At 66.8% G+C, this 11,322-nt stretch carries 15 protein-coding genes; all 15 read right to left on the bottom strand.

All coding sequences use genetic code 11. The features are described 5' to 3' along the window. Positions 1–32 precede the first annotated feature (32 nt). The gene (locus ACVCNR_RS05415) at positions 33–965 is read right to left on the bottom strand and encodes a flagellin N-terminal helical domain-containing protein (protein WP_447074042.1); all 933 of its coding nucleotides are present in this window, start codon (positions 963–965) and stop codon (positions 33–35) included. 195 nt (positions 966–1,160) lie between these two features. Then, positions 1,161–2,096: a flagellin N-terminal helical domain-containing protein gene (locus ACVCNR_RS05410; RefSeq protein WP_447074041.1), complete on the bottom strand. Its 936-nt coding sequence runs from the start codon at positions 2,094–2,096 to the stop codon at positions 1,161–1,163. A 186-nt stretch (positions 2,097–2,282) separates the two neighbouring features. Continuing rightward, the gene (gene fliP / locus ACVCNR_RS05405; protein WP_354193978.1) at positions 2,283–3,014 is read right to left on the bottom strand and encodes a flagellar type III secretion system pore protein FliP; all 732 of its coding nucleotides are present in this window, start codon (positions 3,012–3,014) and stop codon (positions 2,283–2,285) included. Then, positions 3,011–3,502, bottom strand: coding sequence for a flagellar basal body-associated FliL family protein (locus ACVCNR_RS05400; RefSeq protein ID WP_447074040.1), 492 nt, complete (start codon positions 3,500–3,502; stop codon positions 3,011–3,013). The genes fliP and ACVCNR_RS05400 overlap by 4 nt, the downstream gene beginning before the upstream one ends. An 11-nt stretch (positions 3,503–3,513) precedes the next feature. Beyond that, complete coding sequence (gene flgH / locus ACVCNR_RS05395; protein WP_354193980.1) at positions 3,514–4,218, bottom strand: flagellar basal body L-ring protein FlgH; 705 nt, start codon at positions 4,216–4,218, stop codon at positions 3,514–3,516. After that, a complete protein-coding gene (locus ACVCNR_RS05390) occupies positions 4,215–4,793 on the bottom strand; it encodes a MotE family protein (protein WP_354193981.1) in 579 nt (192 codons plus the stop codon). Before ACVCNR_RS05390 ends, flgH begins: the two co-directional genes overlap by 4 nt. A gap of 2 nt (positions 4,794–4,795) precedes the next feature. Next, entirely contained in the window at positions 4,796–6,034 is a 1,239-nt protein-coding gene (locus ACVCNR_RS05385; RefSeq protein ID WP_354193982.1) for a flagellar basal body P-ring protein FlgI, read from the bottom strand. After that, positions 6,031–6,516 carry a flagellar basal body P-ring formation chaperone FlgA gene (flgA, locus tag ACVCNR_RS05380; protein ID WP_354193983.1) on the bottom strand — a complete coding sequence of 162 codons (486 nt, stop codon included), beginning with the start codon at positions 6,514–6,516 and terminating at the stop codon, positions 6,031–6,033. Before flgA ends, ACVCNR_RS05385 begins: the two co-directional genes overlap by 4 nt. Before the next feature lie 3 nt (positions 6,517–6,519). After that, the gene (gene flgG, locus ACVCNR_RS05375) at positions 6,520–7,308 is read right to left on the bottom strand and encodes a flagellar basal-body rod protein FlgG (RefSeq protein WP_354193984.1); all 789 of its coding nucleotides are present in this window, start codon (positions 7,306–7,308) and stop codon (positions 6,520–6,522) included. 10 nt (positions 7,309–7,318) lie between these two features. Next, the gene (gene fliE, locus ACVCNR_RS05370; RefSeq protein ID WP_435521550.1) at positions 7,319–7,627 is read right to left on the bottom strand and encodes a flagellar hook-basal body complex protein FliE; all 309 of its coding nucleotides are present in this window, start codon (positions 7,625–7,627) and stop codon (positions 7,319–7,321) included. Then, positions 7,627–8,043, bottom strand: coding sequence for a flagellar basal body rod protein FlgC (gene flgC / locus ACVCNR_RS05365; protein ID WP_447074039.1), 417 nt, complete (start codon positions 8,041–8,043; stop codon positions 7,627–7,629). Before flgC ends, fliE begins: the two co-directional genes overlap by 1 nt. Positions 8,044–8,048: 5 nt before the next feature. Further along, positions 8,049–8,429, bottom strand: coding sequence for a flagellar basal body rod protein FlgB (gene flgB, locus ACVCNR_RS05360; protein ID WP_354193987.1), 381 nt, complete (start codon positions 8,427–8,429; stop codon positions 8,049–8,051). Between the two features lie 74 nt (positions 8,430–8,503). Next, positions 8,504–9,199: a hypothetical protein gene (locus ACVCNR_RS05355; protein WP_354193988.1), complete on the bottom strand. Its 696-nt coding sequence runs from the start codon at positions 9,197–9,199 to the stop codon at positions 8,504–8,506. Further along, the gene (gene fliI, locus ACVCNR_RS05350) at positions 9,189–10,586 is read right to left on the bottom strand and encodes a flagellar protein export ATPase FliI (protein ID WP_354193990.1); all 1,398 of its coding nucleotides are present in this window, start codon (positions 10,584–10,586) and stop codon (positions 9,189–9,191) included. The genes ACVCNR_RS05355 and fliI overlap by 11 nt, the downstream gene beginning before the upstream one ends. Before the next feature lie 12 nt (positions 10,587–10,598). After that, on the bottom strand, positions 10,599–11,321 hold the full coding sequence (flgF, locus tag ACVCNR_RS05345) for a flagellar basal-body rod protein FlgF (RefSeq protein ID WP_354193991.1): 723 nt from the start codon (positions 11,319–11,321) through the stop codon (positions 10,599–10,601). Position 11,322 lies beyond the last annotated feature (1 nt).

The raw sequence follows: 11,322 nt of genomic DNA, 5'->3' as shown, positions 1-11,322 counted from the left end.
CCCGATCAGGCAGAAGCAGGAGGGCGGTTACCTCAGCCCTTGAACAGGGCGAGGATGTTCTGCGAATTGGTGTTGGCGATCGACAGCGACTGGATGCCGAGCTGCTGCTGCACCTGCAGGGCCTGGAGGCGGGTGGACTCCTTGTTCATGTCGGCGTCGACGAGCTGGCCGACGCCCTTGTCGATGGAGTCCATCAGCTTGGAGACGAAATCCTTCTGCATGTCGATGCGCGACTTGGCGGCGCCAAGCTCGGCGGCAGCGTCCGTCATCTTGGCCAGGGCAGATTCGATGTCGGTCAGAAGATTGTCGAACTTGGCCGTTTCGTCGGCGCCGGTCACGCCCGAGAGATCGGTCAGGTCGATGTTGAGGATCGAGACGCCCGAAACGGCGCCGGTGGTCGTGTCCAGGATGCCGGTTCCTGCCGCCGGCGGCGTGACGCCCGAGTCGATCAGCCTGATGTTGGTGAAGGCGATGTCGATGGTGGTGGTGGAAACCGCGCCGCCGGAATCACGGTTGTAGGCCGAGATGATCGAGACCTTGCCGGTGGCACCGGTGGTCTGGAGCAGGTTCGAGCCGGCATAGCTGGCGCCGCCGATGCTGTCGCGGAGCTGGGCGACATAGGTGTCGATCTCGCTCTGGATCTTGGCGCGCTCTTCGACGCCGCTGGCCTTGGCCAGCAGGACCTTCTGCTTGATCTTGTCGACCACATCGAGCGCCGAGTTCATGGCGGTGTAGGCGGTGTCGACCTTGCCGGCACCGAGGCCGAGCGCATCCTGCACGACCGAGTTGGCCTTGTTGTCCGAGCGCATGGTGGTGGCGATCGACCAGTAGGCGGCGTTGTCGCTCGCCTCGGCCACGCGGAAGCCGGTCGAAATGCGCCCTTGAGTCTGCTCAAGGGCCTTGTTGGTCGCGCTCAGGCTTTGCAAAGCCGTCATCGCGGATGCATTCGTCATGATGCTCGACACTGGTGCCACCCCTCGGTCAACAAATCGTTCCGTTTTGCCATGTGGCGAAACTTCCGGTTAACCATAACTACGCAGTCGTGGTTAACAGACGATTAAGAGGCTTGAGGGAACCGGCCGCAGAGCAGGAAAAGGCCGCGCTTCGGGTGAAGCGCGGCCTTCCATCTTGTTGGGATGCCGGCTGAAGCCGGCCTGTCCTTAACGGAACAGCGACAGGATCTGCTGCGAGTTGCCGTTGGCGATCGACAGCGCCTGGATGCCGAGCTGCTGCTGGACCTGCAGGGCCTGCAGACGGGTCGACTCCTTGTTCATGTCGGCGTCGACGAGCTGGCCCACGCCCTTGTCGATCGAGTCGGAAAGGCTCGACACGAAGGAGGACTGCAGGTCGATGCGGGCCTTGGCGGCGCCGAGTTCGGCAGCACCCGTGGCCATGTCGGCCAGGGCGGACTCGATGTCGGTCAGCAGCTTGTCGAAGGAAGCGCCTTCATTGGCATCGGAGTGACCGGTAACGCCGGTAACGTCCGTGACGTCGATTTCCAGGATCGAGGCGCCGGAGGCCGTGCCGGTCTTGTCGAGAATGCCGGTAGCCGCGCCGCCGGCGTCGGAATCGATGAGACGCGTGGAACCGAAGGAGACATCGATGGTGCCGGTGGTCACCGCACCGGTGTCGCTGCGGTTATAGGAGGTGATGACGCTCAGCTTCTGCGAGTCGGCGGTGGAGTCGGTCTTGAGCAGGTTCGAGCCGGCGTAGTTGGCACCGCCGACATTGTCCTTGAGCTGGGCGACGTAGGTGTCGATTTCGCTCTGGATCTTGGCGCGGTCCTCGGTGCCGGCGGTCTTGGCCAGCAGGACCTTCTCCTTGATCTTGTCGACCACCTCGATGGCCTTGTTCATCGCGGTGTAGGCGGTGTCCACCTTGCCGGCGCCGAGGCCGAGGGCGTCCTGCACGACCGAGTTGGCCTTGTTGTCCGAACGCATGGTGGTGGCGATCGACCAGTAGGCGGCGTTGTCCGAAGCGGTGGCGACGCGGTAACCGGTGGAAATGCGGCTCTGGGTGGTTTCGAGCGACTTGTTGGTGGCGTTCAGGCTCTGAAGCGCCGTCAAAGCCGACGAATTGGTCATGATACTGGCCATGGATACACGTACCCTGATTTTACTGGGAAAATGACATACCGGGCCGGCCGGTATGACGGTACGGCATCATGCCAATGATCTGCTAAGCGCGATCAACCGCCATTTCCGGGACTATGGCGGAAAGTTGCTTCGAAAAGCATAAGCAGCATGGTTAACGATTGGTAAGCAGGCGTTTTCCGGCCGTCTTCAGGTGAAGGAGCGCACCAGAGAGCCGACCAGAAGGTTCCAGCCGTCGATCAGCACGAAGAACATGATCTTGAACGGCAGCGACACCACGGTGGGCGGCAGCATCATCATGCCCATGGCCATGGTGATGGTGGCCACGATCAGGTCGATGACGAGGAACGGCAGCACGATCAGGAAGCCGATCTCGAAACCGCGCCTGATCTCGGAAATCATGAAGGCCGGCACGAGGATGCGCAGGTCGACCTCCTCGCGCGACACGGTCTGGCCGCGCTCGCGGGCAAGGTCGGCGAACAGGTCGAAATCCTTGTCGCGGACATTGTCGAGCATGAAGGTGCGGAACGGGTCGGCAATCTTGTCCATCGCCTCGGCCTGTTCGATCCGGTTTTCCATCAGCGGCTGCACGCCCTCGTTCCAGGCCCGGTCGAAGGTGGGCGACATGACGTAGAAGGTCATGAACAGCGACAGCGAAATCAGGATCAGGTTGGCCGGCGTGGATTGCAGGCCGATGCCGGCGCGCAGGATCGAGAAGGCGATGATGAAGCGGGTGAAGCTGGTCACCATTATGAGCAGGCCGGGCGCGACCGACAGCACGGTGACCAGCCCGAAAAGCTGGATGATGGTGCCGACCGTCGAGCCGCTCATCTGGCCGATGCCGCCAAGGTCGATCTGCTGCGCGGCGGCGGCGCCCGTCAGAGCCAGCAGGACGGCGCCTGCGAGTGCCAATGCTCTCATTCGTATACGAGCGTCCTGATGAGCACGTCCCGGACCTTGCCGTCGCTGCGGATCACGGCCCGCTCGCGCAGGTCCGCCTTGAGATGCTGGAAGCCGCTCGGCCCCTCGACCTGATGCATCTTGACGGTACGCATGAAGGCCAGGAGGTCCTGGTGTATGGCGGCCGCCGTCTCCGTCGGCAGTGGAAGATCGAGCAGCAGCGACAGGTCCATGCGCACCCAGGTTTCCGTCGGCGCGGCCATGTTGGTGGTGATCGGCGGAAGGTCCTGCGTGACCAGCTTGACGCTGGAAGCCGCCGGCGCCGCCTCGGAACCGGCGGCTTCGGCCGGCGGCGGCTTCGGCGCTGCGGCCTGCTGGCTTTTCAGGTAGGCACCCGCGCCCCAGCCCATGCCGAGCGCGACCACGGTGAGGCCCGCCAGCATGGCGATCTGGATGAAGATCGACGGTCCTTTGGCCATCGGTGCGGTTTCGGCATCTGCCATCGCCATCGCGCTGCTTCCTAGAACGGCAGGACCTGATCCAGTATCTGCTGGCCATAGGCCGGCTGCTGGATCTCGGAAATACGGCCGCGTCCGCCATAGGAGATGCGGGCCTCGGCGATGCGCTCATAGGAAATCGTGTTCTGCGCCCCGATGTCGGAGGGGCGCACGATGCCGGCGATGTGCAGCACCCGCAACTCGGCATTGACGCGCACTTCCTGCGAGCCCTTGATCATCAGGTTGCCGTTGGGCAGCACCTCGGTCACCACCGCTGCCACGTTGAGGATGATGTTTTCCGAGCGCTCGGTCGCGCCGTCGGCATTGGTCACGGTCTTGGATTTCAGGCTGCCGTCGCCCGCGCCGCCGGTGGAGGAGCCGTCCCAGCCGATGTTGGCGTCGAAGCCCAGCGTGCGGCTGGCGGTGCGGCTGCGGTCGTTCTGGTTCTTGAAGCGGGCGCGGTCGTTGATCTTGATGTTGACGGTGAGGATGTCGCCGGCGCGCAGCGCGCGCGGATCGGTGAACAGGCGGCTTTGCCGGTCGTCCCATAGCGAGAAGCGCTTGACCGGCTTGGCCGGCGTTTCAGGATACTGGTAGACCGAGACGCTGCCGCCTTCGATGCCGGAACCGACCGGGGAGAGCGTCGGCTCCCTGTTGACCTCGCGCAGGTCCGAGGCGCAGCCCGCCAGCGCCGAACAAGCCAGGATGAGTGCAAGCCTGCGCATCATGAGGGGTCCGTCCTGCGTGCGGCGCTCGCCATGACGCTGGTCAGCCTGGCGGCGGCCTTCTGGTCCATTTCGTTGAGGATGACGCTCGCCTTGCGGGCATCGAGCTTCATCAGGATCGCGGCGGCCAGTTCCGCCTCGACCATCGCCAGCCGCTCGGCGGCGGCATCGGGCTTCATGCCCGAATAGATCGAAACCACGCCCTCTTCGGCGCGGGCGAGGAACACCTCGCGGCGCTTGAGCCAGGTTTCATACTCGAGGCGCTTTTCCTCCAGCGCCTTGATGCGCTTGTCGACTTCCCCCTGCAATTGCTGCAGCTCGGCCGCCTGCAAGGCATAGCGGCGGTCGCGGGCGGCGTCGGCGATGTTGGAGCAGAAGCGCTGGACCTCGCTGGCATTGGGGTCGAGGGCCGAGGCATCGAGGGCAGGCGCGGCCTCCCGCGTCAGTTCCTGCGGGGGGAGGGGAGCCGGTGCGCCGGGCAGCACCTGACGCACCTCGCCGGCACCGGCGGGCAGGGATGCCAGCGCGACGAAGGCTGCGCAAAGAAGGATCTGACGGCTGTTTTTCGGAATCGGCATGGCTACTGCACCACGAGATCGGCTTGCAGGGCACCGGCGGACTTGATGCCTTGCAGGATGGCGATGATGCCGTCCGGCTTCACGCCGAGGCGGTTGAGGCCGGAGACCAGCGTTTGCAGATCGGGGCCGTCGAGTACGGCGACGCGCGCGTCCGGCTGCTGGACGTCGATGGCGGTATCGGGCTCGACCGCCGTCACGCCCCTGGAAAAGGGCTCGGGCTGCACGACACGCGGCGCCTCGGTGATGCGCACGGTCAGCGTTCCATGGCTGATGGCGACGCGCGAGATGCGGACCTGATTGCCGATGACGATGGTGCCGGTGCGCTCGTCGATCACCACCTTGGCGGGGGTGTCCGACTGGATGATGAGGTTCTCGATCTCGGCATAGAAGCGGGCTGCCGAGATGTTCTTCGGCTTGCGGATGGAGATGGTACGGGCATCCCGCTCGGCCGCCACCCGCGCGCCGAAGCGCTGGCGCGTGTAGGCGTTGATGGCGTCGGCGATGCGCACGGCGGTCGAGAAGTCCGGATTGCGCAGTTGCAGGGTCAGTTCGGCCTGATCGCCGAATTCCGCGGCCACGGAGCGCTCGATGATGGCGCCGTTGGGCACGCGGCCGGCGGTCGGCACGCCCTGCGTCACCTGCTCGGCCTGTCCCTGTGCACTGAAGCCGGAGACGATGACCGGGCCCTGGCCGACCGCGTAGATTTCGCCGTCGGCCGCCTTCAGCGGCGTCATGATCAGCGTGCCGCCGGCCAGCGAGGTGGCGTCGCCCATGGAGGAGACGGTGACGTCGATGCGGGCGCCGGACTGGACGAAGGGCGGCATGTTGGCGGTGACGATGACGGCGGCGACGTTGCGGGCGCGAGCGCTGCCGCCCTCGGTGGCGATGCCGAGGTTTTCCAGCATGGCGCGGATCGACTGCTCTGTGAAGGGCGAGTTGCGCAAGCTATCGCCCGAGCCGGCAAGGCCGATGACGAGGCCGTAGCCGACGAGCTGGTTGTCGCGGGCGCTCTGCAACTGGGCCACGTCCTTGATGCGCGCCGCGATCTGGCCGGGCGGCAGATTGCTGGGCGCGGACGCGACCTCGAACATGCGCGCGGCCGTGGCGGGATCATAGTCGGTCTCGACGAGGCCGCCCTGCTGTGCCGCAAGGGCGCGCTTCTGCTTGTCGGTGAGGCCGTCGGCCAGCACCGGCTGCAACGGGATCAACACCGCGAGGGCGAGGACGAGCGCGCGCTTCATGTGCCGACCCTGATGCTGCCGTCTTCCATCACCGTGCCGGTTAGCACCTTGCCGCTGTCGACATTGCGCACCTTCACCACGTCGCCCGGCGATCCGGGTTGCAGGGTCACGGCGGTGGCGGAGATGGTCAGCCCGCCGGCGATGAAATTGACCTGCACGGAAGCGCCCTGCTCGACCAGCCAGGCATTGCGCAGGGCAGCAGTGGGAATGTAGCGGCCGGGCAGCAGCGTGCGTCGCGCCACCTTGCCGTCGAGTTCGGCAAGCGTCGTGGCGACGGCGTCCGGCTTCACCTTGCCCGGAACCAGCGTCACCTGCCGCAGCGCGCCGGCCGAGATCGTCTCGCCCGGATAGATGACGCGGCTGGGGATCAGCACCACCTCCTGCGCCCATGCGCTCGCCCATGCCGGCACGCAGACCGCCGCGGCCGTGGCGGCGGCGAGAACGATGCGGCGAAGGGCGGTGAGGGGGTGCGGGATCGGCATGGATTATCTGAGGTTCTTGGACACCACCGAGGCCATCTCGTCGGCGGCCTGGATGACCTTGGAGTTCATCTCGTAGGCGCGCTGGGCCGAGATCAGCTCGGTGATCTCCTTGACCGGGTCGACGTTGGAGCTTTCCAGATAGCCCTGCTCGACGCTGGCGAAGCCCGGGTCGCCGGGAATGCCGGTGACGGCCTGTCCGGAGGCGGCGGTTTCCTGGAAAAGATTGTCGCCCAGCGGCGCCAGGCCGGCTTCGTTGGCGAAGTTGGCGATCTGGAACTGGCCCAGTTCCTCCAGCTCGTTGACGCCCTCGAAGCGGGCGAAGACCTGCCCCGTCTTGTTGACGACGACCTCGACGGCATCGTCCGGCACGGTGATCGCCGGAATGACGGCGGCGCCGTTTATGGTGACGAGCTGGCCTTCGGCATTGGTGTTGAAGGAGCCGGCGCGGGTGTAGAGGGTGCCGCCGTCGGCGCCCTCGATCTGGAACCAGCCCTTGCCGACCAGCGCCAGGTCGAAATTGTTGCCGGTATTGGTCAGCGGCCCCTGTATGTGCACGTTGCGCACGGCGGCCGTCTTGACGCCGAGGCCGACCGAGACGCCCTCGGGCACGATGGAGGCGTTGGCGCGGCTCGGCACGCCGCGGGCGCGGTCCACCTGATAGAGCAGGTCGGAGAATTCGGCGCGGGCCCGCTTGTAGCCGGTGGTGTTGATGTTGGCGATGTTGTTGGCGATGACTTCCAGATTGGTCTGCTGGGCGTTCATGCCGGTGGCGGCGATGGCGAGTGCTTTCACGGTCCGGCTCCTAGATGCTCATCCGGCTGACTTCGAGATAGGCGGTGACGATCTTGTCGCGGATGGCGACGGCGGCCTGCAGCGTCTGCTGGGCGCTCATCACCGCATCCACCACTTCGCGGGTGTCGGCGTTGCCCTTGAGCGCCTCCAGCGACACCTGCTCGGCGTTTTCGAGCTTGCCGACGGTGCGCGAGGCGGCCTGCGCCAGCGCGTCGGCGAAGGACGACCCGGCCACGGCGCCGTCCTGCAAGGAGGAGGTCCTGGCGGTTTCCGTGCCGAGGGCAGGGGTGAGGCGCAGGGCGCCGACGGGACCGATCATCACGGCGTCCTCATCAGGTCGATGGTCATGGAGATCAGGTCGCGGGCCTGGCGGATGACCTGGAGATTGGCCTCGTAGGAGCGGTTGGCCTCGGTCATGTCGGCCATCTCGATCAGCACGTTGACGTTGGGCAGCTTGACATAGCCGTTCTCGTCGGCGGCGACGTTGCCGGGCTGGAATTCGAGCGGGAAGGCGCTGGGGTCGCGGTCGATGGCGCCGACTTCGACGACCGAGCCGCCGGAGCCGCGATCCAGCTCCGAAACGAAGGTGACGGTCTTGCGCTGGTAGGGGTCCGCGCCCGGGAAATTGCCGGTCGACTGGGCGTTGGCGAGGTTTTCCGAGACGATGCGCAGCCGCTCCGACTGGGCGCCGAGGCCGGATGCCGCGATCTTGAGGGTGGCGGTCAGGGCGTCCATTGCGGTCAGCCCTTCGAAACGGTGAGCAGCATGGAGTGGAAGGCCTTGACGATGGCCGTGTTCAGCTCGAAGGCGCGGCGCACCTCGCCGGCCTTCATCAGCTCGGTTTCCATCACCACGGTGTTCTTGGAGGGCAGGATGGCGCCGTCGTATTCCTGGACCCTGGTGCCAAAGGCGGCCTCGGTGGCGCCGAAGCCGAGATGACCCTGCTGCGTGGCGCTCAGCGAAACGGCGGTGCGCTCCAGAACCTTCTCGAACGGCTCGACGTCACGCGCCAGATAGCCCGGCGTGTTGGCGTTGGCGACGTTGCCGGCAATGGCCGTCTGGCGCACGGCCAGCCATTGCGACTGCCTTGTGGCGAGATCGAAGAGGTTGACGGGCTCCATGGGGTTCTCCGGTAACGTGCCCATGGTAGGCGCCCAGTCTTGCGCGGGCCTTGCGGCTGCCGCTCGCTTCGGGGCTACTCGGAGATCTCGACCACCCTGTCCTTGCTCGTCACCAGCACCCATTTGCCGGCGCGCTGCTCGATGGCGGCGACGCGGCTGGAATCGGGCAGCCGGGAGCCGTTCTGCACCACCCACAGGCCGGCGTCGTCCTCGATCATCGCCCTGCCGTTGGCGACGTGGACCAGCCGGAATTCGGTCGCCGCGCCGGGGAAGGGTTGCTCGTCGAGGCCGGGCGGGGTGCCGGTGGCGCTATCGGCGATGTTGCCGGTGCTGAACAGGTCGAGGTCGCCGGGCAGTTCGGGAATTTCCCGCACCCGGGCCGGCGCCGAGGCGGCATCCACCATCACGCGGCCGGAATTGGTGCCCTGTCCGCCCAGCCGCATGGCGCGGACGCCGAACTGCTCCTGATTGAAGAAGATGTACCATGGAAACAGTGCGCAGATCAGGCCGAGGGCCACGCCGAGGCCGGCGATGATGAGGTCGCTGCGGCGGTCGGCCCGCCGGGATGCCTTGTCGATCCGGGGAAAGGGTGTCGGCGGTGGTGCCGGCCAGCTTTCGGGAATCGGGGCGGGCGCTGGCTGCCGGGCCTTCGGCCTGTTGAACAGGCCCGAAAGCAGCGAGGCGCGGGCGGCTTCCGCTTCCTCCTCGGCGCGCGCCTTGGCGAGCAGGTTCTGGAGCAGTGCCTCGGTGCGCTGGCGCTCAGTGGCCATGGTCGCCGCTCCTGCTCCTCAAGTGGCGCGCGAGATCGGAGAAGGCATCGGCCGAGGCCGGATCGGCCGGCGATTGCCGCAGGGCCTCGTAGATCAGCGGCACCTGCGTGACCGCCATGTCGAGTTCGGGATCGGCGCCCGGCTGGTAGGCGCCGAGCAGCCGGATGTCGCGTGTGTCCTCGAAGCGCGCGATCATCGCCTTCAGCTGCGTGACCAGCGTGCGCTGCTCCGGTGTCCAGGCGCGCCCGGCGAGACGCGAGATCGACGCCAGTGGATCGACCGAGGGCAGGCGCCCCTGCTCGGCGATGGCGCGGTCGAGCACGACATGGCCGTCGAGAATGCCGCGCACGGAATCGGCGACGGGATCGTTGTGGTCGTCGCCGTCGACAAGAACGGAAATGATGGCGGTGATCGAGCCGGCGCCTTCCGCGCCCGGCCCGGCGCGCTCCAGCAGCTTGGGCAGTTCGGTGAACACGGAGGCGGGATAGCCGCGCGCCACCGGCGGCTCGCCCGTTCCGGTGGCGACCTCGCGCAAGGCATGGGCGAAGCGGGTGATGGAATCGAGGACCAGCAGCACCCGGTCGCCGCGGTCGCGGAAATATTCCGCCACGCGCATGGCGGTATCGGGCGCGCGCCGGCGCATCATGGCGCTTTCGTCGCTGGTGGCGACGACGGCCACGGTCTTGGCCATGTTCTTCTCGCCCAGCGTGTCCTCGAGGAATTCGCGCACCTCGCGGCCGCGTTCGCCGATCAGGGCGACGACCACCGTGTCGAAGGCATCGGCGCCGGCCAGCATGGCAAGCAGCGTCGACTTGCCGACGCCCGATCCGGCAAAGACGCCGAGGCGCTGGCCGAAGCAAAGGGGGGTGAAGATGTCGATGACGCGCACGCCGGTGTGGAAACCGGTGCCGACGCGCTGCCGCTCCATGGCCCCGGGCGTTTTTTCAGCATGCGGGGCATCTTCGGCGCCGCGCAGCAGCGGCGGGCCGCCGTCCATGGGACGGGCCAGCGCGTCGATGGCGCGGCCGCGCCAGGAAGGATGGGGCGCAACGGCCAGCGGGCCGCGCCGGAACACGGCATCGCCGATGCCGGCATCGGCATTGCGCTCGAAGGGCGCGATCACCACCTCGCCGCGTGCGATATGGACGACCTCGCCCAATGTGCCGCCGCGGCGGCCGCGATGCTCGACCAGATCGCCGAGCCGGGCAAGTTCGCTGAGGCCGCCTACCTTGTAGTGCGTGGAGGACACCTCGCGGACGTGGCCGCCGCGTTTCAGCAGCGCCGAAGGCTCGTCGAAGCGACGCCAGACATGTTCCAGCAGCGTCAGCGGGTCGGTGGGCGTGGAATCGCGCTCCGATGTCCTGACAAGCGTGCGGTCCTGCGTCATCTGGCCCGGCCGCTATTTGGAGCCGAGGGTCTTGATCGCCTCGTCGACCGAGGAACCGGCGTTGCGAATCAGCGCCGACACGTTCTCGAAGGCGCGCTGCACCTGGATCAGCCGCGTCATCTCCATCAGGGGGTTGACGTTGGATTGTTCGACGAAGCCCTGCGACACGCCGATATCCTGCCGGTCGACCAGGGGTTGCGGCGGTGTTTTCGGCACGATGCCGGAATTGCCGTAGCGGGTGAAATCCGGGCCGGGATCGAAGGCGAAGAGGCCGATGGCCGCCACCAGCCGCCCGTTCTGTGTGAGCGAGCCGTCGGCGCCGGCCTGCGGCGGGCCGTCATTGGGGTCGAGCTGGATCGGCGCGCCGCCGGCATCGAGCACGGGATGGCCCTCGACCGTCACCAGCGCGCCCGAATTGGCCAGCGTGAAGCGGCCGTCCCGGGTCATCACCGTGCCGGCCGGCGTGGAGATCCCAAACCAGGCATCGCCCTGGATGGCGAAATCGAGCGGGTTGCCGGTCTCGACCATGCTGCCGCTGGAGGTGGACAGGAAGGTGGAGCCGGAGGAGGCGAAGGACACCGAGCGGGGACCGGTGCCCGACACCACGTCCTCGAACTTCACGCCGGTGGCGCGGAAGCCGACCGTGGAGGAGTTGGCGACATTGTCGGCGATGGTGTTGAGCCGCCGCTCCAGCGCGATCTGCGAGGAAAGGGCGACATAGAGGCTGTCCTGCATG

It is taken from the genome of Aquamicrobium terrae, from assembly GCF_052978165.1.
Note: the sequence above shows the minus strand (reverse complement) of the source record. Positions and strands in the feature narration are given on the sequence as shown.